Genomic DNA, 23,397 nt, shown 5'->3' with positions numbered 1-23,397 from the left:
GCACACGAGGGACTCCTATGCCTCGAGCTTCCAGCTGCTGTTCGTGTTCGCCGCCGACCGGCTCAAGGTCAAACCATCGGCGCTGACGCTCGAGCAGATCGATGCCGGGCTCGTCAGCGCCTTCCTCGAGCATCTTGAGGACGAGCGCAAAAACGCGGCCGTGACGCGCAACGTTCGCCTGCCGGCGATCAAGTCGTTCTTTCGCTTCCTCGAGTACCGGCAGCCGGCAGCGCTCGAGCAGATCCGCTGTGTACTGGCGATCCCGTTCAAGAAAACTGACACGCGCCTGGTGCCCTACCTTCTGCGCGAAGAGCTCCAAGCCGTGCTCGACGCTCCCGATCCGGCGACACGCGATGGCATCCGCGATCGCGCAATGCTGCACGTGGCCGTCTGCGCAGGGCTGCGCGTCTCCGAGCTGACGGGCCTCAAGGTCGATGACATCGACCTGCCTTCGATGAGCATCCGCGTGCTCGGCAAGGGACGCCGGGAGCGGACGCTGCCGTTGTGGAAGCCGGCGGCCGCTGCACTGCGTGCCTGGCTCGCCATCCGCGGGCAGGTCGCGACACCCGAGGTGTTCGTCAACGCCCGCGGTGAGCCGCTGAGCCGATGGGGCTTTGCCTATCTGCTCAGGCAGCACGCCGCGACTGTGGCTCGCAAGCAGCCCGGTCTCGCCAGGAAACGCGTCTCGCCCCACGTGCTCAGGCACTATCTACCCCGCCCGACTATGTCGGGTAGCTTTAGTTTTGCCCACAATTCCAAGGGTTTATGCGATAACATGTAGAGATAGTTTGTAGCCCTTCCGGCAATCCAGCTTGGACAGGGAGCAAACAGTGAAGTGTTTCATCAATGATGATTTGGCGTTGTCGCGGCCACTAGAGGGCCCGGTGGCGAGTTACATTGTTCCGTTCGCCGAATGGCTCGGCGATCGAGGCTACGGTCTTGTTTCCATGAGGAACCAGGTGCTGATGGCGGCAGGCTTCAGCAAATGGCTCCGGCACAAGGGGATTGAGCTAAGCGACATAGGTGGAGATCATCCTGGGCGTTATTTGCTAGACCGAGCGCAGCGACCAAAGCTTGGAGATACCGCCGCTCTTCGACATCTACTGGCTTTTCTGCGAAGCCAGAACGCAATCGCCGAAGAGATTGAGGCCGGCCACAACCCATCGCCGGTAGAACAACATGTGCAGGCATATGAGCGGTACTTGCAACATGCACGTGCGCTGTCTCGTCAAACGATCATAAATTATCGGCCAGTCGTTCGAGGTTTTCTCAACTTCCGCTTCAGTGATGGTGAGGTGTCGCTCGCACAATTGCGTGCCGTCGACGTGATCGATTTCGTGCAAAAGACGATTTCGCGTCTCAACATGCGACGCGCCAAGATCATAACCACCGCACTGCGGTCATTTCTCTCCTATGCGCGGTATCGTGGGGACATCACGTCGGACCTGGCGGCAGCGGTCCCGATCGTGGCCAACTGGTCGCTTTCATCTATTCCTCGTGCGATCGGCCGCGACGAGGTAACTCGCTTACTCGCCAGCATTGACCGCGATACGCGAGTCGGGTGCCGCGACTACGCGATGATCCTCGCATTGGCGAGGTTGGGATTGCGATCGAGTGAGGTAGTTTCGCTCGAACTCGATGATATCGATTGGGTCGCCGGGCAGATCCGTGTGCGTGGCAAGAACGGTCAACGCAACGACCTTCCGTTGCCAGCGGACGTTGGCGAGGCGATTGCCGACTACCTGCGGAAGCCGCGCCCACACAATGCCAACCGTCGGGTCTTCTTGCGCGACAAGGCCCCGATCCGCGGGTTCAAGGGGCCGAGTGGGTTCGGGTCGGTCATCCGACGCTCACTTAGGAGGGCCGGCATCGAATCTCCCACAAAGGGAACGCACCAGTTCCGACACGGCCTTGCCTCAGAGATGCTTCGTGGCGGTGCCTCGCTGGGTGAGATCGGTGAAGTTCTGGGACACCGTCATGTGCAGACAACGGCGATTTACGCCAAGGTCGATCTCGACGCTTTGCGAACACTGGCTTTGCCATGGCCGGGAGAAGCCCAATGAGCACGCTCCGACAGGCTGTTAAGGAGTACATCGAGATGCGGCGAGGGCTGGGGTTCAAGCTGCGAGAGACAGAACGGGGATTGATCGATTTCGCCGCCTTCCTGGAGGCCAACGACACGCCACACATCACGACGGAACTGGCCCTTGCCTGGGCTCAGCGGCCGTCGCGCGCGCAGCCTTCGCATTGGGCGAGACGGCTGGGGTATGTCCGCGTATTCGCCCGTCATCGAGCTGCCGCTGATCCGCGAACCCAGATTCCCCCGGACGGTCTGCTACCCTTTCGCCCGAAGCGAGCTCGGCCTTATCTCTATTCAAAGGAAGACATCCAGCGCCTCTTGTCCGCAGCGCTTGAGATGCCGTGCCGATATACTCGCTGCAAGCTCAGGCCATGGACATATTATTGCTTGTTCGGATTGCTGAGCGTTTCCGGCTTGCGCCTCGGCGAAGCCCGCAACCTCAAACTTTCGGACATCGATTTCGATGCCGCTGTGCTGACGATCCGTGGCACGAAGTTCGGAAAGTCTCGTCTTGTGCCGATGCAGGCATCAACGTGCGCAGTGCTCCAGGATTATCTCAAACGCCGCCGACAGCATTGTGCAGCCCAGGCAGCGTTTCCTTATTTGTTCACGTCCCAGTTGGGCAACCGCCTTGATGTGGGAGACATTCATCGAACATTCTATACTCTGTCTCGCCAGATCGGCCTGCGAGGCGCAACTGACAGCCACGGCCCGCGCCTGCATGACATGCGGCACGTGTTTGCGACGAACACACTGGTGCGTTGGTACGAAGCCGAGCAAGATCCCGAGCGGCTCCTGCCCATTTTGTCCACCTATCTCGGTCATGTCCACGTGGCCGATACCCAATGGTACCTCACCGGTTCACCCGAGCTGATGAAAGAAGCAATGCGCCGCCTTGAGCGCCGCTGGGAGGATCGGACATGACCAAGCATGCCAGCCTCGCGCCACTTTTGGAGCGCTTTTTCACCCAACGCCTGATGCAACAGCGGCAGGCAAGCCCCCATACGATCAGTTCCTATCGCGATACATTTCGGCAGTTGCTGAAGTTCGCCGAACGAACATTGCATAAGCCGCCGTCTCGCTTGAACTTCGAGGAGGTCGACGCGCCGTTGATCGTTGCCTTCCTTGGTGACCTGGAGAACCATCAGGGTATCAGCGTCCGCAGCCGTAACCTGCGCCTCACGGCGATTCATTCCTTCTTTCGCTACGCGGCCTTCGAGGCACCCGAGCATTCCGCCCAAATCCAACGCGTGCTTGCAATCCCCAGTAAGCGCTTCACTCGAACCCTCGTCAATTTCCTGACCCGCCCAGAGGTCGATGCCTTGCTGGCCGCACCGGATCAATCGACCTAGTCCGGGCGACGTGATCACGCGTTCCTACTGGTCGCCGTGCAGACCGGACTGCGGCTATCGGAGATCACTGGTCTCAAGCGGGACGATCTGTTCTTCGGCACGGGCGCCCATCTGCGGGTCATCGGCAAAGGGCGCAAGGAACGCTGCACCCCATTCGCCAAATCTACGACCACGGTCTTGAGAAGCTGGCTGAAAGAGCCTCAGCGCGGAGAAGAGAGTATCCTGTTTCCCAGCGCCAGAGGCGAGCGGCTGAGCGTTCATGGCGTTCAGTATATGCTGAACAAGCACCGCCGGACCGCTTCTGCCATGTGCCCGTCTCTGAATGGAAAGCGCGTCACTGTTCATCGTCTGAGGCACACGATGGCCATGGACCTCCTGCAGGCCGGCGTCGATCGCGCCGTCATCGCCCTATGGCTCGGCCATGAATCGGTCGAGACCACACAGATCTATCTCGAGGCGACGTTGGCGATGAAGGAGACGGCACTGGCAAAGGCGCTCTCATATTCCGGTAAGTCATCCCGCTTCCGGCCCGACGACAATCTGCTGGAGTTCTTGAACAGCCTGTAGATCACGCTGACTATGTCGGGTGGCCCGGGTGTTTCTGCAGGAAACCTCGTTGTTTCTCAGATGTTTGTAGTTCCAGTCTAAAGCTACCCGACATAGTCGGGCGGGGTAGATAGTGTCGTCTATGTCTTGATCGATATAGGAGGCACACCTGCGCGATGGTCGTTCTGCAAGCGACCGGGGACATCCGGAAGGTGTCGCTGTGGCTGGGCCACGCTACGCTGACGACCACCGAGGTCTACACGCGCGGCGATCCAACCGAGAAGCTCGATGCGATGGAGGCATCGTGCCGCCCCACCTGCGGCGCGGCGTCTTCCAGCCCACCGACCGGCTGATCGAACTCCTCAGGCGTACCTCGTAATGGAGAGCGGGGTTGGCGGTGATTGGTGCAGGAGCGCGATCAAATTGCCGCCAGCTCCCCATTACCGGCTTTGCCCATAAGGCAGGTAATGGGCGTCGCCCATTACCTGCCGCAACCGCCATTGCCCCAAGTGCCAGGGGCTGGCGCGCGCCGAATGGCTCGCGCATCGACAGGCCGAACTGTTGCCGGTGCCGTACTTCCATGTCGTCTTCACCCTGCCGACGCTGGCGGGCGAGATCGCGTTCCAGAACAAGGCCGCCGTCTATGCGATCCTGTTTCGCGCCGCCGCTGAGACGCTCACCACCATTGCCGCCGAACCCAGGCATCTGGGCGCGCAAATCGGCGTCACCGCGGTGCCCCATACCTGGGGTCAGACCCTGCAGCAGAACCCTCACTCAAGATACCGGGCATTATCATCTCCTTGATTTTCAAGTGAACAACGCAAGTTGATCTTCCGCGCAACCCCCCTGCAGAATTAGCTTGCCGGTGCGGTGGAGGCCCTCAATAACGCTGCGAATGGGTTCGGCATCCAAATCACGGCGGCTGACTTCCCAAGGTGCACGAGGAGTTATTTGTTCGCACTTCAATAGGCCGGCTTCAACCAGCCTTTGGATGGTGTGGTGGCTGACGCCGCATATTCGCGCAGCTTCGCTCAAACTCACTCTCTCCGGATCGTGCAGAGCTCGTTTTTGACCGGCTATCGAATGGTTACGCCGGGCTGTCGCTACACGGGTCTGATTCCACCGCTTCCCTTTACCCGTGGAATAGCCGCGTCGGTTCAACACAGAGGCAATCTGGTCGTCGCCGTATCGAACAGCCATGCGACGAATGATCTCCAGCGCCTCCATGGGCGTGGCCGTTTCCGTTACGGAACGTGGTCGTTCCATCGTGAGTTGCGTATGCGCACCTCCTTTCCAGGGAATCAGCAACTCAAGGTTTTTTTTATCCTGGTCAGTGCGTACAATGATCTCTTCGATGGCGGTGCGGAAGATCATCTTCTTAAGTGTCGGGGGACAGTGGTTGCTCTGCCAGACTCCAGCAAAATGATCACCCATCGAACGTATTCTGATTTCCTCTTCAGGCGATAACGAGTAGCGCTCGGTTTCGAGACTGGAAAGCCGCTGCTTGACTGCCTCGATCTCTTCCAGCTTTCCGTTCCACCGCCGTTCCAACTCGCTGGCTGCAAGTCGATTCCGGGCATCCACCGCGTCGTACTGTTCGAAGGCCTTCCTCGCCTCATACACCAGTTGCTCGAGCTTGCGGGACAGGGCGGTACATTGAGCGGTGCCGACAGCACTCAGTTCTTCGAGAGCTCGCAGACTGGCTTCCACCCCCAATGGCGCGATCGCCTTTAATAGTTCTTGTCCTACGCACCGGTCTACCGAGCTGCCGCCGAAGCCGATGCAATACTGCCCGCCATCATCGTAGTCGCCCTTGCAAAGGTAGCGCGCATGGGTGCCACGGCCGCCCCAATACCGTACATGCAGCTTGCGCCCACAATGTCCGCAGCGCAGGAGTCCGACCAGAAGACCCTGGCCAGCGCGAATCGCCGCCATCGATTCGTCCCCCTCCCAGTTCACCGAATTGCGCCGTATCATTCGCTGATTCTCTTCGTAGGTTGCCCAGTCAATATAACCTACATGATGATCGCGGATGAAGACGCGGCACTCTTCGGCGGGGCGCATCGCGCTCTGACGTTTCTCGAGCCGGCCTCCTACCAGCAAGGTCGTTACTGGACGCCGTCCCCAAACAGAGGCACCGGCGTAGAAGGGATTGCGCAAAATGTCGCGGATTAGGCTCTGCGAAGGAACCTTCCAGATCAGCCGCGTTCCCTGTATGGGATTGACCGGTAGCTCCAGGTCGTGATCACGGAACCATTGGAATGTCTGACGCACGCTCCACAGTTCTCGAAACTTGGCGAACACGAGCTGTATCGCTTCGCAGACCCGTCGGTCGGGATGAAACATGATCTTACCCACGGGGTCGCGGGCATACCCAATCGGAAGCCGTTTGAACAGTTCGCCGCGGCGCGCTTTGGCTTCCTGCCCTGCCAGCATTCGTTGGCGTATAACCTTGAGCTCGACGACGCTGAGTGTCCCTTTGATACCCAACACCAACTGATCGTCGAGATTATTCAGATCGTAGACCTGTTGCTCGTCAGCGATTAGCGTTCCAAAGATCTGGCATACCTCCAACAGCCGACACCAATCTTTGTCCGTTCGGGATAGCCGTGATACCTCTCGGCTGCCGACGATTCGGACCTCTCCCAGCGCTACCGAGCTGAGGACGCGCTCAAAGCCTTCCCGCTGGGCGGCGGCAAGGCCCGCGCTCGATCCCAGGTCATTATTGATGATCTCGACCTCCTGCCAGCCCAGCGCACGCACCCGTTCGGCCATCGCATACTGGAGGAGTTGACTTTCCTTATTCTGTCGTACTTGCTTTTCGCTGGATTGCCGAAGGTAGACGATCGCCTTGCGAGCCAGATGCTCCGGTTTGATTTTGGGATTGTGCAAGAGCTCTGTCATTTCCTCTTCTCCTCTCCTCGTGAAACACCGCTGCTATAACGCGGGCTATGAGATCGATCAGATCGGCGCGTGTCGCTGCGTCCATTGGCACGGCGCCGCATTCCCTTGAGATCATCAAATCTAAAAGTTGAAGTTGCACCACGACGACCTCCCTCGCTTCCGCTAACGCGCGGTCGCCGAAGGTTATCGTGGACAGGGTGAGTCGAGTCGTGAGGCGATCAATGAAGCGAGAGATAGGAGGGCTTGCTTACCGAGGCGCGGTCGTTGCGAGATCGTGATCTCGGCACACTCCGGCAACAGCATCCAGATGGGAATCTTCAGTCGTCTCCCGGCTGGATCCATGACACAGACCGCCCCATCTCCTCTCGTTGGTCTGCGAAGAATCCGCAGGGTAACACCATGAAGCGGGTGAAAGGGGTAGAAGACCTGAACATCTGTATTATCGGCGCTCAGGGTATTGTGGGCGTGGGTGCCACCATCCGCACATTCATTGCGTGGTGCCAGGCGGCGGCCCCTCGCTCGACGGGACACGCTGGATCGCTTGCCGCCCCGGCTTCTTCCTGCCCGTGCGCGTGCTTTCGCGCCTGTTTCGTCGACTGTTCCTGCAGAACCTCCAGGAGGCATTCGACGCCGGCGAGCTGCGCTTCTTCGGCAACCTCGCCGGTCTTGCCGAGCCCACGGCCTTTGCCACCGGGCTGGACCAACTCAGACGCATCGAATGGGTCGTCTATGCCAGCCGCCGTTCGGTGGCCCCGAACAGGTGCTGGCCTATCTCGGCCGCTACACCCATCGCCTCGCCATCGCCAACAGCCGGCTGGTGTCGCTCTCCGACGGCAAGGTCCGCTTCGCCTGGGAGGACTATCGCCACGACAGCAAGACTAAGGTGATGACGCTCGATGCCGACGAGTTCATCCGCCGTTTCCTGTTGCATGCCCTGCCGGATGGCTTCCATCGCATTCGCTACTACGGCTTCTTCGCCAATGGCCAACGCGGCGACAACTTCGCTCTCTGCCGCCGGTTGCTCGATGCCCATCACACCACGGCCGATTCCGAGTTGGCGACCGGTCACGCCAAACGCGATCGACAGAGCAGCGCCTGTGACTTTCTCATCTGCCCCGATTGCGGCGGCATCATGCGGCGGATCGCAGCCGTGCCGCGCTCCTCCGCCCATCAGCCGTTCCGCTGTGATACATCATGATCTCATCGCTGCCTGTTATCGTCGTCACTGCCGCCGAGGTTGCTGCGCAAACTATCGCCACCCCGACAGCCATGCCGATCGCGTGCCGCAAGCCCGACTGCGGAACCGGCCGACGCATCAAACTGATGTCCTTCTCGCGCCCAGCACCCAATCCGCGAGGTCGTCCTTGCCATAATAACGCGTCGCGTCGGTTGCGCAGCTGTTGTCAAAATTGCCCCGCCGGCACACCATCGCCACGATCCCCATAGTGCTCAAACAACCGCGGCTTCGTTCAATCCGGCTTCTATGAGGTCGCGCCCGCGCGCGCGTCCCAGGCGCCGCCGTGCCCACGACCTCACAGAACCCTCAAGATTCCGTCGAATCGCGCGTCATGATTCCGTGGTCACATCGGAGGGGGAGATGCGATCCAAGGAGCGACGGGACAGCGGACAGGCCGATCTTCTGCGCTCGCGGCTGGACGCGATCATCGACATGAACCATGCGCTGGTGAAGCTGGCGCGGACGATCGACTGGTCGTTCCTCGAGGAACAGTTCGGTGCAGTCTACGAAGACAAGCCGGGCCCGGCCACCGTTGCCGACGCGGCTGATTGCGGGGCTGGCCATGCTCAAGCACACCTACGACATCTCCGATGAGGTGTTGTGCGAGCGCTGGCTGGAAAACCCCTATTACCAGTTCTTCTGCGGCGAGGAATTCTTCCAGCATCGCCTGGTGTTCGACCGCTCCTCACTGACCCGCTGGCGCCAGCGTATGGGCGAGGAGAAGCTGCAAGCGTTGCTGCAGGAGAGCCTTGCGGTCGCCACCAAGACCGGGGCGATCAAACCATCCGACCTCAATCGCGTCATCGTCGACGCCACGGTGCAGCCCAAGAACGTGATGTTCCCGACCGATGCCCCGCTTCCCCGCCCGCGAGATCCTGGTGCGGCTCGCCAAGGGCGCCGGCATCAAGCTGCGTCAGTCCTATGGGCGGGTGGGCAAGTTCGCGCTCATCAAGCATCAGCGCTATGCCCACGCCAAGCAGTTCAAGCGCGCTAATCGCGCCTTGAGGAGGACGCTCAGAACCTATCTCGGTCGCGTCATTCGCGACATCGCCCGCAAGCTTGAAGGCAACGTCGACTTGCTCCATGAGATCGCGCTCAACCGCATGCTGGCGCTGGCGCGACGGGTGTTTGACCAGAGGCAGCACCAACGTGGCCCGAAAGGTTTATTCGCTGCACGCGCCGGAGGTAGAGTGCATCGGCAAGGGCAAGGCGCACCGGCCTTACGAGTTCGGGGTCAAGGTCTCCGTCGCCACCACACTGGCGCACGCCAAGGGCGGTCAGTTCGTCACCCATGTGAAGGCGCTGCCCGGCAACCCCTATGACGGCCACACGCTTGAAACGGTGATCCCAGACATGGAGGTGCTCATCGGCAACATCATCGAGCGCCTCGTTCTCGACAAAGGCTATCGCGGCCACAATGCGCCACCCGAATACAAGTTCAGGGTGTTCATCTCAGGCCAGAAGCGGCGGGTGCCCCCGCAGATCAAGCGCGAGATGCGCCGGCGTTCCGCCGTCGAGCCGGTCATCGGCCACCTCAAATCCGAACACCGGATGGGCCGCAACTATCTCTGGCACCGCCAGGGCGATGCCATCAATGCCTCGCCGCCGCCGGCTACAACTTCCGGCGTCTCCTCCGCTGGCTGGAACTCTTGTTGCGCCAAATCCTCGTCCAGTTGATCCTCCGACTTCACCTCGTCCCGAGCTGAAGTCCGGGGTTCTTCACAGACGACTGACGATCATCTGATGGACTGAGGGCGGGCTGACACTGAAGTGCGGTGCATGTCGGTTTCGGCGGGTGGCCGTCCGAACATGTGCGAGTAGGTATAGATGAAAGCCAGATAGTGGCCCTGCTTCTCGGTAAAGCGTGCGCCTGATTTTTCCACTCATGGATCGATTCGTCCGGAGCCCCACCAGGGAGGCGAACGATGAATATACGATAGCGGGTCGAATTGAGCCAAGCCGAGCGAGAGGAACTGACGACGATGCTGAGCGGCGGCAAGCATGCCGCTCGCAAACTCAAGCGGGCCCAGGCGACGATCCGGCTCAGCTCCGTCGAGACAGGCTGGATCCGCAAGTGGACTATCGTCGCGCATGATCTCGGCGCCGCCATTGCTGCGCTGAAGTGTGGCGAGAGCGCTACCTATTCGGTGGCCTGGATCGACTGCCTGGCAGGGGGCGCACGTTTTGGCTGCTCGCTGGGGAATGTCAGATAGTTTGTGTAAGAGGCCTCTGAACGTTGAATTGCAGTGATTTCTTGCATCAGCCGGACATTGTCGTCGACGCCATGGTGGCTAACAGTGGCCGGCAGCAAGGTCTGTCAAGGCCGTAGCCGCCGCAGGCGGGGGCCGCAGGCCCGGCCTTTACAGAGCTTGCTGATCGTCCAAACTCGGGCCGGCGGATAAGGGGGCTGATCGACACTTTGATCATCGCGCTGATCCCGGAAAACGCGAGCCGAACTGAATGGCGAACTGGCCCATGGCGGCAGTCCACTCGACGCGCGACATAGACGGCCTTGTTCTTGACCATGCCTTCAACGCGAATCTTGACCCGCAGCGCATCGAAAAACGCCACCGGATAGACCGGGTCGAGCGGGCGGCTTTGCCATTCCCGGACGCGTCGGTCACCCGGCTGATCAAATCCGGCGAGACCTCGGCCCAGAAAGTTCAGATAAATGCCCTGGATCTCGCGCACCGTCATGCCGCGCGCGTAGAGGCTCAGGATTTTGTCGTCGAAGCCGTCGAAACGGGTCCGGGCCTTGGCGATCAATAGCGACTCAAAGCTGCCTGCCCGGTCGCGTGGCACAGCTATGTTGATCTCGCCGTCCTCGGTCAGGATTGTCTTCGCGCTGGTTCCGTTACGGCTATTGCCGCCGCCGCGGCCGGCCGGGTCCCCCTTCTCGTAGCCAAGATGATCACTCAGCTCCGCACCAAGCGCCCGCTCAATCAGCGCCTTCTTCAGCTGTTTGAAAAGCCCATCTGCACCTGTGAGGTCTTCTCATAGTTGGCAAGCAGTTGATCCAGTACTTCAGGCGTAATCGTCGTGTCGATCATCATGTGAGTCTCCTCGGTAAGGTAAACTCACAGAAACCTGCTTACACATTCTTTCTGATACCCTCCTCCGCTCGGATCGCAACCTTCAATTCGGGCGCACGATCGAGCGCGTTGTACTCAGCTGCGCCTGCGCCCATCGCCCGCTTCGCCGTCTACTTCACTTGGTTCGGCTTGCCGAAGTCAGGCTCGCTCGTCCCAAGGACGATAACGTCCATGCCCTGACGCTTCAGCTCGGTGTCAAGGCTCGTGATCTTGAGGCCGATCGGCGACCCGTTAGCCGACGCGGTGGGCGCAAATCCCACCTCTTATCCCTGAGATCAGTAATTGAGCGAGCATGTAACGCGAGACCGACCTTGCGCTTCCCTCCAGGATTGGTAGGGGACTTCCTTCTCTTTTGCTGTATTCTTCATCATCGAGAACGACGGCCGGTTCGTGACTTTGCAATTGGCGCAGGAGGAAACGATGGTTCGAGACGACTGGAGATCGTGAGCACTCTCCACAGGCTTACACGTAATAGAGAGCCGATATTCTAAAATTACATCTAGATCGGGGCTGCACGTGGTACGTCCGACAAAAATCCACACTTCCCAGAAAGATTCCAAAATTCCACGAGTGCCACTCCGAACGCGCGATAGGCAAGAAATAGCCCAACGCCAAGCTACGATTTCGTGCCAGGAGGTGCTGATGAAGCTTGCCCGGCCGATGCTGATGAATGCGCTGACCCAATTTGTGATTGCTGCTCCAGCGCTGCTGACGTTGAGCACAAGGTGCGGGCTTTTCGGAGATGTCGGCTGAGAAGCATACCCCATCCTAGGTCATGGAAGGATTATGATTATGGGGCTCCTGGAACCTCCTTCGTGCAACTCCGGAAAGTCGATTGTGTTTGTTGGCAGAGATCGTCGTGGCAATTGGGTTGCCAGCGAACAGAACGGCACTTTTGGCGGCCTGTTCGTGAACCGCGCCCAAGCGTTCAAATACGCGCTGCGCGAGAATGGCCACCATCGAGAAACCATCGTCGAGGTGTCGGGTGAAATCGAACTCAATATTCCCCCAAATCCGAGGATCGCCGGCACGAGGCCTGTGGCTTGATACGTCGGCAATTGAGGAGGTTCGAATGGGCTGAGCTTGCTGCGCGTTCACGAGGAGCAGATCGGCGATGACATGATTGCGCTCACGCGACCATATAGTTTGGATATATGATCACATGGGCAGCGAAAATGAACTTCGATCTCTCGCGAATTGAACGCGGATTTGATCGAGCCGCCACGCTCGTGACATCTTTTACCACGCGGGCTCCGGCGAGTGCAAACAGACGCACGAGAAGAGAGCGACTATTGAAAAGCCGGCCTCCAAAATTCGTGCCCCTGAACATCCTGCCGACCGGATATTCGTCAACCCCTGTTCGCCGCGTGGGTTCACCCAGGATCGGATCCCGGGAGGAGTTCTTAACACCTTCTTTGAGGCCGCTCGGTGGGCGCCGTCAGCCTTTAACTCCCAAGGCGCTTTCTCTATGCCTTGCGCGGGCAGTCAGAATTCGAAGCGTTTCTTTCTCCTCTGGTCGAGTTCAACCAAGGTTGGGCGCGACACGCGGCGGCCCTGATTTATCTGCTGTCGAGGAAGAACTTCATCCCACCCAGCAAGACCGAGTCGCAATTCTCGCGCACCCATTCCTTCGACTGCGGCGCTGCCTGGGCCAACTTTGCCAACCAGGCGACGGCCGTAGGCTGGACCGCACACGGCATGAGTGGATTTGAGTTGGAGAAGGCGCGCACGGTGCTCAGCGTGCCCGAGGATTTTACCGTCAACTATCGCGATCGCCATTGGGCGCAGGGGCGACGGCGCACACCTGCCGGCTGCCCTGCTGCAGCGCCAAAAGCCGAGCGGCCATTCGCCAATCGGTGACTTTGTCGCCCGCGCCGTGTTTTCCGAAACATTCAGAAGCTGACGCATGGGCCGCTGCTCTAATTGAATTCTCGCCGGGCGGGTCCCTCCACCCGTGGAATGCACCGGCGCCTGCGCCCTTAACGGGTCGACCGTTCTGACAGCCGGCTTTGCGCAGCCTCGGTTTTCAAATGGGGCATAAGCCTTCTCGACGGGGCGGAATTTAGACGAACAGAGCTCTTGGTGTGGCAAGTCTCTCGATCAAAGTACCGACGGCAGTGCCGTTATTTGCCGTCAGATTTCCCCAATCACGACGATGTCGTGGCGTTAAGGTGGCGCCAATACCTATTCGATGAAGGCGCGGACGGCAACGGCCTTCATACGCCTATAGAGCGTGATTGGCGCCGTTGGCGCGGTACGGGTCTGGCTCGTCGTTGAAAGTCGTGATCAGCCAATGACCGCGCGGGACCGCAGCGCGGCAGGGCTGACCATGTTTGGAGCGATGATAAAGCCATACCCATTTTGGAGTGAGCGCTGGTCTGGTCGATAAAGGCCAGCATCGCGAGATCCTAGTTGCCATGCGAGTTCACACCACTCCCGGCGCCGCTGCAACGTTGAGACCTATCTTCCCATCCAGCGTAGGCCGCGGGTTCGGTTGGATTGTTCTGGCGGCCAGCGCTTAAGCAACTCGGGATTTTCTTTGTAAATTTGGATGAGCTCGATGAGGCGTTCGATGCCGAAGTCAGTAAACGCCTGGATACCATCTTCGCCAACACCATAGACCCAAATGGCGCCGTCCTCGATCTCCATTTCGTTCGGCGACGTCTCGCGGCCAATCTTCATCTTCACCGAGATCCTTCGTGACCTTGGCAATGGTGGTGACGTGATCGACCTTGTTGACGTGGGTAGTCATGCCGTTCGAGCAGAGATCGCCGGCCGGCGTCTAATTTCAGGGCAGAAGCTCGTCCAGCCGATGAGGGATGAGCGGAGATGCGGGCGAGAACATCGGCGAGCCAGGCTTGCGGATCGACGCCGTTCATTTTGGCGTTTTATGCCGACTGCGAACTATGCCGAATGGGCTTGTTTTCTCCGAGATTCACCGTGAGCGGCGTGTAGTCGGCTCGGCATAGTTTGTCTTGTACCTCCGCTTTCAACAGCGGAGGCCAGGATATGATTGCGGAAGAGTATTTGGGCAGGAGCCGACTATTCCGGCGCCTGAAGAGTGGATCCCTCAGACAGCTCGTCGAGCTCTACACGGCGCGCCTCGTCAGGGACGAACTCGCTGGCCACGGCACGTGGCGATGCCTGAACTTGGTCAGCGACCTCATCAGCTGGATCAAAAGATGTGGCTTGAGGCTGGCGATCTCGATGAGCGCGTGGCCGAACGGTACCTTTAAGTATCGAGCGGGGAAGCAGTGCATTCAGCCGGGTGGCGCTGAGGCGGTTGCTATCGGTATTGCGCGAGGCGGGCATGATCGCGCCGGCGGCGCTGCCGCCGATCTCGCCGCAGGATTAGATATTCGCGGAGTTCGCCGAGTTTCTGCAAAGGGAACGCGGGTTGGCGCCGAGAACCATCATTCGCCACCTGCCCATTCATTCGCCGCTTCCTGCGCGAGGTGTGCCCTGCCGTCGCTGCAGCGCCTCGGCGTCAACGTCACGGTCAAACCGCACGCGACAGCCGCCAAGTTCGATCTCGGTTATTCCGGTCCTTCGCTGGGGCGGGAGGCGATAACGATGGTTGCGGTGCGTACGTCGGTGCCGGCGCGGCCGCCGAAGAGATCTCAACAGGAATAAGGGTCGGCGCGGCGTCCTGCCTCCCCAAGCGGCCTTGGCGCGCCTTTCGGCGCCAGGTGAACAGCAAGCTTTGAGCCAATCCATGCCGGTGGGCAACGCCACAGACAGTCTCGCCAGCTTGCAAGGTCTCTTCGACCAGGCGAACCTTCTCGTCATAACTCCATCGACGCTGACCTTGCCCCCAAGTTTTATCCATTTCTGAGTTCGCTCCGGCCGTTGGGTTTGCCCGAATGGGCGGTGGTAGCGACGGGAGCTGGCGCGGAGCCTTCGGCATAGCGCAGCGCCAGATCCCGGCGCGGGTGGCAGGTGAAGGCGAACTCGGACGGGGTTCTCCATCCGAGCTGCGAGTGTGGTCGTGTGTCGTTGTAATCGGCCCGCCAGCATCCGAGCGCGACGCGGGCTTGGGCCAGTGACGTGAACAGCGTTTCGTTCAACAGCTCATCCCGCAACCGACCGTTGAAGCTCTCGATGAAGGCGTTCTGCATGGGTTTGCCCGGCGCGAATGCCATGCGACGCGGCTCTGGTCGGCCCATGCCAGGATAGCGTTGCTGGTGAGTTCGCTGCCGTTGTCACTAACCACCATCCTGGGCTTGCCCCGCTCGATCATCAGCCGGTCCAGTTCCCGCGCCACGCGGATGCCGGAGAGCGAGATGTCGGCCACCAGCGCAAGGCACTCGCGGCTACAATCATCGACGACGGTCAGAATGCGGAAGCGGCGGCCGCAGGTCAGCTGGTCCGACAAAGTTGAGCGACCACCGGTCGTTCGGCATCATCGGAACCAGCATCGGCGCCCTGGTCCCGATCGCCCGCTTGCGGCCGCCACGGCGGCGCACCGTCAGCTTCTCTTCCCGGTAGAGCCGGAAGAGCTTCTTGTGGTTGATCAAATACCCCTCCCGCTTGAGCAGAACATGCAGCCGCCGGTAGCCGAAGCGGCGGCGTTCCTGGGCAATCCCCTTCATGCGCTGGCGAAGGCCGGCGTCGTCAGCCCGGGTCGTCTCGTATCTCATGGTCATGCGGCAGCAGCCGATGGCTTTACAGCCCGCCGTTCGCTCATCCCGAATGCCTCTCGCAGATGGACGACAGCTTTCCGTTTCCCCGCGGGCGTCACTACTTCTTTCCCAAGAGGTCCTTCAGTGCCGCGTTGTCCAGCATGGCGTCGGCCAGGAGCTGCTTCAGCTTCGTGTTCTCGTCCTCCAGCGTCCTCAGCCGCTTGGCTTCGGAGACGTCCATCCCGCCGAACTTGGCCTTCCGTTTGTAGATGCTGGCGTCGCTGACGCCGTGCTTGCGGCACAGATCGGCCGCCAAAACCCCGGCCTCGTGCTCCTTCAAGATACCGATGATCTGTTCTTCCGTAAAACGATTGCGCTTCATGCTCTGGTCCTTGTCGTGGGCCAGAGCGAACTTCAAACTGGATTAAGCCCGTGGGGCAAGGTCAACGCCGACGCTCGGCCTCCAACACCTTCACCTGCGTTGGCTATGTGACCTTAGGCTAGGTCATACCAGAACGACGACCGAACTACACAAGGCAGCCGCCGGCGGTCGCCGCCGGAGGGATACACCATACGTCTGTGATTTTGGTCTAATACGCATGGGCTATCGGTGACAAACACGAAGTGAAGTGCCGCACCCTTCGGCAATTCCCGCCAGATGAGCATAATGGTCGATATCAACACCTCATTCGCTGGCACGCTCGGATCGCGCCACGCACCTTCGTGGAATTCCGCCAGGACGAGGAATAGTCCGAGCTTCATTTCATCATCGAGCCGCATGCCGCATGCCGCATCTCCTTTTTTGAATTGACTATCCTTGCGCACCGTTCAGCTGGCGGGTCGTGTCCATTGACGCCAAGGAATAGCGCCCCTCAACACTCAGGAATCCTTGTGGGTTGCCCGTGAACAGAGCGACATTTTGGCGGCCTGTTCGCAAACCGCGCCCAGGCGTTCAAATACGCGCTGTCGAGAACGGCCATTGTCGAGAAACCATCGTCGAGGTGTCGTGCGAAATCGAACTCGATATTGCTGCCAATCAGCAGGTCGCCGGCACGGGTGGACGTCCGCCTTCTAATTAGCAGCCATTGCCCTTTCTCTACGCTTTCGCGGCCAGTCAGAATTCGAAACCTTTCCTGCCCCCTTGATCCGACACGCGGCACGTCGATCTATCTGTTGTCGAGAAAAGACTTCACCCCACTCCGGGAAGACTAAGTCGCAATTCTCACGCACGCACTACTTCGACACAGAGCTGATGGGTTGGGCGCACTTCTAAATTGAAACCTTACAGCGCGGCTGCCCTCGAGCCCCAATCGGCCGATGCGCCGATCAAGTTGAGCCGCATCCCACGGCAACGTAGTAGTTTGGCGCATTCGTCTGGCGTAAATGGATATCTGATTGCACCGCGAGGACCTCAACCGCCGTGGCAGCGACTTTGCGCAGGCTGGATTTGAGTTTGGTATAAGCATTCTCGATAGGGCTGAAATCAGGCGAATTCGAGGGCATTCGCAAAAGACTGGCGCCGCAGGCCCCGATAGGATTCCGGACGGCCCCGCCTTTATTTGTCCCATGCGGACGACGTCGCAGGATTGAAGATGGTGTTCGACATAGGCGCGGACAGCGATGGCATTCGTGTGCCCGTCAAGTGTAATCGTCCAAGTGAAGACTGGTGCGGCGCAGCGCTGCAGTGACGTCTCGGCCAGCCAATGACCGTTCGGGACTGCGGCGCGGCAGCCCTGACCGCGTATGGAGCGACCGTAAAGCCGTGCCATTCTGGTTGAGGCGCCGATCTCGTCAAAAGACCAGCTTGTAGGATCAAGCCGCGGCCGCGAGTTCAGGCCACGGCGCCGCTGGGCGTCTCTTACCCGGCTGCGTGCGCGTCTTTCTGCTCAAGCCGTGACGGTCGAGAGAACGCGGAATCGAGCTCGGCGCAAACGAAGCTCCTTCCTCGGATTTGCGCATCTCGGCGATCTCAACCGTCGCGCGACCGCCTCCGCCGCAGATCGGAACAGGACGGCATAGACGGCCGATTTTTCTGAAAGGCGATCTTTCCGGCGGACGCTGGTAAGTGAAAGCGACATGGAAGTACGGCCCGGGAAGGATCTCGGCTTCGCGAACCACTGCATACGCGCTGAACCCTGGCACTTCGGACAATTCCGATTGACAGGATTGTCGCCGATGCGAGCGGCACCGCGGTCGTCGCCTTGCGTCCACGCGTTCCGGTTCATCCGGTCCCTACGGATTGCACTTGACCAGATCGCCTGTGCGCTCCGGTCGAAATGTCGGTTGAACTTCGAATACCGCGTCGGAAACATATTCGTGGCGTCGCCGGCGACAAATTCCGGAACGCCAGGTCCCTCGATCAAGCGTCGGCCGCGGCGAGGGTACCTCTAGTCCACCAGACAAGCCCCGATCTGAAGGCTGGGCTCTGCTCCCCCATCCTCTCAGAGAGGAGGCGTTACCACCTCTCCTCAGATGTTGCGCAGGGATTTTGTTCAATCCCCAACGCGAAATTCCAAGCTTTCGCGTTCAGACCCGAAAGCTTGCAATCTCAATGCCCACCACCGTGCCAAAGCGGAATCCCCCAATGGACGCTTTCTCAAGGAGAACTGCTTACACCTACCTTCGTAAACTGATTGAGCGGCCGCTTGAGACCGAGGTTCTCTCTTAGTGTTTGTCCGGAGTATCCGGACCTGAATTTTCCTCGTCGTCGCAATTCAGGAAGCACGAGCTCAACAAACTCCATGAGTTCGCCGGGGCAGCTCGGCGGCAATACGTTGAATCCGTCGGCCGCACGTTGATCAAATGTATCCATCATAACGCGGGCAATTTCGTCTGGTGTTCCTACGACCATGAGGTGGCCACGACTATCTGATATCGACTGGATCAGTTGTCTCCAAGTGAATTTCTCGCGTGCGGCCAGCTCGAGGAGGATTTTTTGACGACTCTTCATGAAATTCGTCTGCGGTAACGTCTCGGGGACCAATGAGTCGAGATTCATTGAACGCAGGTCCGTGACAAACCCCAGCAGAAGATCGGCGTATCCAATTTGCACGTCGATGTGCGTATACGATTGTAGCCTTCGAAGCTTCTCAGACGCTTCTTCCTTGGTCCTCCCAATGATCGGAATAATGCCGGGCATGACTAGCACCTGATTGTCCTCCCGCCCAAATGCACGCGCTTTTTCTTTGAGAGCCGCGTAGTGTTTTTTGCCGTCCTCTAAATGAGGTGCAGCCGTGAACATGACCTCGCCGACTTCTGCACCGAACTGTATGCCGGCGTCGGATGCGCCCGCCTGAATCAACACGGGATATCCTTGAGGCGGTCGCGGGATGTTCAGGGGGCCTCTGACAGAGAAGTAGTGCCCTCGATGATGAAGCAAGTGCAACTTCGTGGTGTCAGCGAAAATACCACTTTGCTTGTCGCGAATGAAGGCGTCGTCCTCCCAAGAGTCCCAAAGCCCCTTGACAACCTTTACAAACTCTCGCGCTCGAGAATACCGCGTGTCATAATCTGGAAGTTCCGCGTCGCCAAAATTTGGGGCATCAAACTTGGATCCCGAGGTGACAATGTTCCAGGCCGCACGCCCCCGCGACAGGTGGTCGAGTGAGGCGAACATGCGCGCAAGGTGATATGGCTGGTTGTATGTAGTCGTCGCTGTCCCTACGAGGCCGATGTTCTTTGTTCTCGACGAAAGCGCCGACAATAACGTGATAGGCTCGAATGTGTCGTTTCGGCTTACTCGGGCCATATGTGAGTGATCTCGTTCTAACACGCCTGGGGTGTCGGCGAGAAATACGAAGTGAAATGCCGCACGTTCGGCAAGTGCCGTCAGATGAGTATAATGATCGATATCAACTCCACTATTTACTGGCACGCTCGGATCGCGCCATGCACCTTCATGATTTCCCGCCGGACGGAGGAACAGTCCGAGCTTCATTTCATCATTGCGCCGCATGCCACACCTCCGTTTGAATTGACTGCGCGAACCGCCCCATTATGTCTGCGCAAGGCTTGTTCGACCGCACCAGATTGGCGGCTTCCCCGACTTCACAGCTGGATTGCCTGCTCTGGACGATGGCCGCTGGGAACCACAACTGAACGTCGGATGAACCCTTAGGAACTGTCGATTTCCGAGGAGACTTTGGAAGCGATCGTCTGTGCTCTTTAGAGTTCGCAGCGGCGCAACTCGGGGGGCGCCGTTCCTATCTAGCGAGGGGAATTTGCGTGCCAGGGGGCGCGCATTCACGGCGTTCCCGGAACCGCTCTCGACAAGGACAGGCAGCCCGGTCGAATGCACTAGGCGCGCGACCATGTCGACGAATTGGTCACATGAATCTACGTTCGCATCGTGGTAGCCGAGAGAGTAGGCAATTGATGGGCCCAATGCCCATGAGGCTTCACGACTAAGGGGCTCGGCGGTCGCGCCGGAGCGCCCATCAAACGCTTTCAAGACAATGCAAAAGTTGCGGCTGACGCACGCGTCAGTACGCGCGATTTCTGCTCGCGGCGAGCCAGCGCATCGATCAAGGAGGGCCCATCGTGGCTGATATTGCATACCGAACTCGTTGCGTGGAGACGTCTGAGCGGGCGCACGCTGACCGGTTAGATGATATGCTTTGCCATCTTCATCAATTGCCAGCCTTGGTAGTTGACGGGCCGCACATTTTGCATCCCCTGATGCAGGCGCTGGTCATGCGCATCGGACTCGCGGCGCAACATTGATGCGCCCATCTTGCCCCACACGATGGCGTATCTGACGAGGCATCGGCGCTGGTTTCTCGATCTGCCGGAGATGGTGGACATAGAGGAATGACGGTAAAGGGCGAGTCATCGCTGCGTCAGCAGTGATCTTTCTGGAGTGGGTCCAGATGCGGTTTCCAATGGTTTGGTCACACGAGGCCGTGCGGCTCCTGTTTCCATATAAACGAGTAGACCGGATTGGTGTGTACGGATGTAGTCGCTTCATCTGGAGGGAAGAACCAGCCGCACCCTTCGGATCCGTGGACTGCGGCAGCGTGGGACTCCCCGATGCTCATCCCTCTTGGGCAAAACGGTCTAGTGCCGGTACTGTGCGGGAGGCAGCTGGCGTTCAGGATAACTTCGGCAAACGAATGACCTACTCGTAACAGTTGGGTGTCAACCATAATTTGATAGGCGCGCTGATAAGGATTTCTTCTCGGATGTTGGTGTTGCGGCACAGAAAGGCACGTAAAACATTTGCACCATAACCAAATGGGCCGATAAGCTCGCAATCGAAACGTCACCATTTCGCCCCTTGTGTCGCCTGGGGCTGCCCCCTTGTTGAAACCGATTTGTGTCAAGCCTTGTTAGTAGACGACTTTCAATCCACATGATCAGGTATCGAAGAAGAGGTACGCAGAACCGGCAACGAGGACAATAACTAGTCTGTTTTGATGCTGTGGTCTCGTTTGTATGGGCCCGAACGCTTTCCACCAGGTTCGTAATCAGATCCGATCTCTCGGATTAGGGAGAGAACACTATCGTGGCGCAACGGAAGCATTGTTCATTTCGTTGGGTACCGACGTGAGCTGGAACGGCCCGAAGCAGTTGGCGCGCGGACCAACTCATCGATTGCCGGCCGGAGAGATCTGGAGCGATCTAACTCCATCGGTGAGCGACGGCGCGATGGCCGCCGATTGATCGGAATGCAAAGGGCTACAGCGAGACAGCCTGCCCGATAGAGTTGCGGCATGCAGTTGCTCGCATATCTTTCATCGTACCCCCAAACGGATCCTAATGTCGAAACGTTCCGAGATCGTCAGGGGCGCGCTGCCAGGGTGCACTGGGACGGCTGGGATCGATTTCGGCATCCGCCGAAACATGGTCGAGCATTGCGGCAAAAACGATCGTGGCCGAACACAATAGCGTCCAGCACTGGCCGGTCAGTTGCGACGAGCTCTGGCCTTATTATGACAATTCGAGCGCGTGGCGAGCATATTCGGCACAGCCGGTAACCTTAGCGGCAAGTTAAAACGAGACGGCACTCCGTTCGGAGATCACAGCCTAGATATTCGATACCGCTGGCGAAGCAGGATTATACGCACAGCTATTCACCAGCATCGCAACCAGCCTTGGCCTGCACCCGTTTGCGCAGCCCGGGCCTACATCAACCTCACGGCTGCACCATGGCCCAGGCGGCTATCTGCGAGCGGTTCGGCTACGCCAGTACTTAAGGCCTGTCCGCAAACCTGCGTGTGGCCGGGCGCTGGTACGCGCGTCAGCACGCACTGATTGCGAGGTGACAAAGGTGAATCTCTCCGGCGGCGGCATGGTCGTAAGCGTCGCGACCGCGTCACGTATGTCGATGGTAATAGCTAAAGAATGGGAGCAGGCCCCCTATCTTCTCCTCTGCGCCTTGTTCAACGTTCGATTGTGTTTGCGACCCGGTGAGAGACAAAGGCGTGGTCGGCCAGAACTATGCTTACCAGGCCGGCTCCAGCGCGACTGCCCTTTTTATGAGGCCATGTTCAACCTTCGCCGCGGCCGGCTCGGTCAGCGCTGCGCCGATTACAACAACGATAATTTCTGTGGCTTTGTCCGCGCGTCGATCACCCGCGCCTATACAAACGGTCGGGGCAGCGCCTCGAACAAGATCGTTCACGACGCCCATCAGAAAGTGACCAATATCGCCGAGCAAGGTAGTCTCGCAATGACTATCTTGAGCTCCACCTGCCCTATAACGATCCGCTCGGCCGGGCCGACTTTTGCGTTTAATGTTCGAGTATCAGGACAATGAAACTAGGCTGGAAGTGCCAGTTCTTCGCGCCCGCCACCTTCGTGGCCGCCCCAGGGCGCTCAGATGAGTTCAACCACGACGGCTATATCGTCGAGGAGTCGGCGATTGCGGCGCCTGCCACGCGCCGCCCAATGCCTACGGGCACCGTCAAGGGGACAATAGCTGGACCAGATCGACAACTGGACCGCATCCCGGGTCACCAACGTGATGGATGCGGGCGCCACAAATGATCGGTCGATGGCAATGTGTAATCTCTCAAGAAAGACAGTAGCCTTGCCTCGGGGCCGATGAAGGATGTGATCGAGAATTCCACCTCGAAAATGCCCCATGCCAATTTGCACGCGATCGCGCGACGGCAAATCAACACTACGGTCAAGCTACGGTCCCCAGAACACGCCGACAATCTGGCACGACTTTGGAGCGGAACCCGTGGGATGCCTGCGACAAATCCTACGAGGAGGAAGCGACCGTCCCAAACTGTGGCACGCAACGCAGCCTCTGAACAGTCTCAGCCTACCACATCACATACAACTTGAGCGCCGTCGGGGGCGCACGCCTCTTTAACAGGCGACGTGGTGTCCCAGCGGGAAGATAGGTCCAAAGCAAGGCCAACGGCCGCCGCCGGCTGCTTCAAGCCAAGCAGAGTTTCGCGGCTTCTCAGAGTGCCTTCTCAATACTTAGTCGTCCGTGAAGAAGGCCTAAGCCACTGATCGGGAATCTCGATTTGGGCTAAGGGGCGTTTGCAGATTGCAAGGTTTTGATGCTTTGGGCATCGGAACCTTGCGATTTCGTTTTTGGGATTCCCTC

Annotated in this window: 16 protein-coding genes and 8 pseudogenes; 13 read left to right on the top strand and 11 right to left on the bottom strand. The window is 59.0% G+C overall.

The genetic code is table 11. The features are described from left to right. Nucleotides 1-43 precede the first annotated feature (43 nt). The 6 genes and pseudogenes from GWE18_RS39685 to GWE18_RS39660 all read left to right on the top strand — a co-directional run. On the top strand, nt 44-781 hold the full coding sequence (locus GWE18_RS39685; protein ID WP_275190966.1) for a tyrosine-type recombinase/integrase: 738 nt from the start codon (nt 44-46) through the stop codon (nt 779-781). Between the two features lie 49 nt (nt 782-830). Further along, entirely contained in the window at nt 831-2,063 is a 1,233-nt protein-coding gene (locus GWE18_RS39680) for a site-specific integrase (protein ID WP_275190965.1), read from the top strand. Continuing rightward, nucleotides 2,060-3,004 carry a tyrosine-type recombinase/integrase gene (locus GWE18_RS39675; RefSeq protein WP_275190964.1) on the top strand — a complete coding sequence of 315 codons (945 nt, stop codon included), beginning with the start codon at nt 2,060-2,062 and terminating at the stop codon, nt 3,002-3,004. Before GWE18_RS39680 ends, GWE18_RS39675 begins: the two co-directional genes overlap by 4 nt. Beyond that, nucleotides 3,001-3,999, top strand: a pseudogene (locus tag GWE18_RS39670) (site-specific integrase). The gene GWE18_RS39675 and the pseudogene GWE18_RS39670 overlap by 4 nt, the downstream one beginning before the upstream one ends. A gap of 155 nt (nt 4,000-4,154) precedes the next feature. Further along, complete coding sequence (locus GWE18_RS39665) at nt 4,155-4,331, top strand: hypothetical protein (protein ID WP_275190963.1); 177 nt, start codon at nt 4,155-4,157, stop codon at nt 4,329-4,331. Nucleotides 4,332-4,461: 130 nt separating this feature from the next. Beyond that, nucleotides 4,462-4,752, top strand: a pseudogene (locus tag GWE18_RS39660) (transposase zinc-binding domain-containing protein); the annotation flags it as partial. Between the two features lie 33 nt (nt 4,753-4,785). On the opposite strand, the gene GWE18_RS39655 reads toward GWE18_RS39660, so the two are convergent. Continuing rightward, nucleotides 4,786-6,882: a recombinase family protein gene (locus GWE18_RS39655; protein WP_275190962.1), complete on the bottom strand. Its 2,097-nt coding sequence runs from the start codon at nt 6,880-6,882 to the stop codon at nt 4,786-4,788. A 473-nt stretch (nt 6,883-7,355) separates the two neighbouring features. On the opposite strand from GWE18_RS39655, the pseudogene GWE18_RS39650 reads away from it, so the two are divergent. The 3 genes and pseudogenes from GWE18_RS39650 to GWE18_RS39640 form a co-directional block, all read left to right on the top strand. Next, nucleotides 7,356-7,873, top strand: a pseudogene (locus GWE18_RS39650) (transposase); the annotation flags it as partial. 606 nt (nt 7,874-8,479) lie between these two features. After that, nucleotides 8,480-9,825: pseudogene (locus GWE18_RS39645) on the top strand (IS5 family transposase). Nucleotides 9,826-10,068: 243 nt separating this feature from the next. Further along, nucleotides 10,069-10,332 (top strand): hypothetical protein, encoded by a 264-nt coding sequence (locus GWE18_RS39640; RefSeq protein ID WP_275190976.1) that lies wholly within the window; start codon nt 10,069-10,071, stop codon nt 10,330-10,332. Between the two features lie 46 nt (nt 10,333-10,378). Here GWE18_RS39640 and GWE18_RS39635 read toward each other — a convergent pair whose 3' ends face one another. Then, a complete protein-coding gene (locus tag GWE18_RS39635) occupies nt 10,379-11,062 on the bottom strand; it encodes a transposase (protein ID WP_275190973.1) in 684 nt (227 codons plus the stop codon). A 259-nt stretch (nt 11,063-11,321) separates the two neighbouring features. Then, nucleotides 11,322-11,471 (bottom strand): hypothetical protein, encoded by a 150-nt coding sequence (locus tag GWE18_RS39630; protein ID WP_275190960.1) that lies wholly within the window; start codon nt 11,469-11,471, stop codon nt 11,322-11,324. A gap of 532 nt (nt 11,472-12,003) precedes the next feature. On the opposite strand from GWE18_RS39630, the gene GWE18_RS39625 reads away from it, so the two are divergent. The 3 genes from GWE18_RS39625 (at nt 12,004) to GWE18_RS39615 (ending at nt 13,071) form a co-directional block, all read left to right on the top strand. Further along, entirely contained in the window at nt 12,004-12,258 is a 255-nt protein-coding gene (locus GWE18_RS39625; protein ID WP_275190959.1) for a hypothetical protein, read from the top strand. A 187-nt stretch (nt 12,259-12,445) separates the two neighbouring features. Then, complete coding sequence (locus GWE18_RS39620) at nt 12,446-12,769, top strand: nitroreductase family protein (RefSeq protein WP_342804338.1); 324 nt, start codon at nt 12,446-12,448, stop codon at nt 12,767-12,769. Then, on the top strand, nt 12,685-13,071 hold the full coding sequence (locus GWE18_RS39615; protein ID WP_275190958.1) for a nitroreductase family protein: 387 nt from the start codon (nt 12,685-12,687) through the stop codon (nt 13,069-13,071). Before GWE18_RS39620 ends, GWE18_RS39615 begins: the two co-directional genes overlap by 85 nt. Before the next feature lie 600 nt (nt 13,072-13,671). On the opposite strand, the pseudogene GWE18_RS39610 reads toward GWE18_RS39615, so the two are convergent. Both GWE18_RS39610 and GWE18_RS39605 read right to left on the bottom strand, forming a co-directional pair. Continuing rightward, nucleotides 13,672-13,963 (bottom strand): annotated as a pseudogene (locus tag GWE18_RS39610) (hypothetical protein). Nucleotides 13,964-13,999: 36 nt separating this feature from the next. Next, nucleotides 14,000-14,096 (bottom strand): annotated as a pseudogene (locus tag GWE18_RS39605) (transposase domain-containing protein); the annotation flags it as partial. 124 nt (nt 14,097-14,220) lie between these two features. On the opposite strand from GWE18_RS39605, the gene GWE18_RS39600 reads away from it, so the two are divergent. Then, entirely contained in the window at nt 14,221-14,844 is a 624-nt protein-coding gene (locus GWE18_RS39600; protein WP_275190957.1) for a hypothetical protein, read from the top strand. A gap of 188 nt (nt 14,845-15,032) precedes the next feature. On the opposite strand, the pseudogene GWE18_RS39595 reads toward GWE18_RS39600, so the two are convergent. The 6 genes and pseudogenes from GWE18_RS39595 to GWE18_RS39570 form a co-directional block, all read right to left on the bottom strand. Continuing rightward, nucleotides 15,033-16,215 (bottom strand): annotated as a pseudogene (locus GWE18_RS39595) (IS3 family transposase). Nucleotides 16,216-16,328: 113 nt separating this feature from the next. After that, nucleotides 16,329-16,658, bottom strand: coding sequence for a hypothetical protein (locus GWE18_RS39590; RefSeq protein WP_275190956.1), 330 nt, complete (start codon nt 16,656-16,658; stop codon nt 16,329-16,331). Between the two features lie 1,771 nt (nt 16,659-18,429). Then, a complete protein-coding gene (locus tag GWE18_RS39585; RefSeq protein WP_275190955.1) occupies nt 18,430-19,788 on the bottom strand; it encodes an LLM class flavin-dependent oxidoreductase in 1,359 nt (452 codons plus the stop codon). Nucleotides 19,789-20,435: 647 nt separating this feature from the next. Beyond that, nucleotides 20,436-20,636, bottom strand: coding sequence for a hypothetical protein (locus tag GWE18_RS39580; protein WP_275190954.1), 201 nt, complete (start codon nt 20,634-20,636; stop codon nt 20,436-20,438). A 1,639-nt stretch (nt 20,637-22,275) separates the two neighbouring features. Continuing rightward, nucleotides 22,276-22,491, bottom strand: coding sequence for a hypothetical protein (locus GWE18_RS39575; RefSeq protein ID WP_275190953.1), 216 nt, complete (start codon nt 22,489-22,491; stop codon nt 22,276-22,278). A 482-nt stretch (nt 22,492-22,973) separates the two neighbouring features. Continuing rightward, nucleotides 22,974-23,122 (bottom strand): annotated as a pseudogene (locus GWE18_RS39570) (NADPH:quinone oxidoreductase family protein); the annotation flags it as partial. Nucleotides 23,123-23,397 lie beyond the last annotated feature (275 nt).

The sequence above is a fragment of the Bradyrhizobium sp. CSA112 genome (assembly GCF_029051645.1).
GTDB lineage: Bacteria > Pseudomonadota > Alphaproteobacteria > Rhizobiales > Xanthobacteraceae > Bradyrhizobium.
The sequence above is the reverse complement of the archived record's forward strand: the minus strand, read 5'-3'. Positions and strand labels throughout refer to the sequence as shown.

Coding starts and splice junctions, on each gene's coding strand:
- GWE18_RS39675 (WP_275190964.1), top strand. CDS start 2,060: ATGAGCACGCTCCGACAGGCTGTTAAGGAGTACATCGAGATGCGGCGA.
- GWE18_RS39665 (WP_275190963.1), top strand. CDS start 4,155: ATGGTCGTTCTGCAAGCGACCGGGGACATCCGGAAGGTGTCGCTGTGG.
- GWE18_RS39655 (WP_275190962.1), bottom strand. CDS start 6,882: ATGACAGAGCTCTTGCACAATCCCAAAATCAAACCGGAGCATCTGGCT.
- GWE18_RS39625 (WP_275190959.1), top strand. CDS start 12,004: ATGGGGCTCCTGGAACCTCCTTCGTGCAACTCCGGAAAGTCGATTGTG.
- GWE18_RS39600 (WP_275190957.1), top strand. CDS start 14,221: ATGATTGCGGAAGAGTATTTGGGCAGGAGCCGACTATTCCGGCGCCTG.
- GWE18_RS39585 (WP_275190955.1), bottom strand. CDS start 19,788: ATGCGGCGCAATGATGAAATGAAGCTCGGACTGTTCCTCCGTCCGGCG.
- GWE18_RS39580 (WP_275190954.1), bottom strand. CDS start 20,636: ATGTCCACCATCTCCGGCAGATCGAGAAACCAGCGCCGATGCCTCGTC.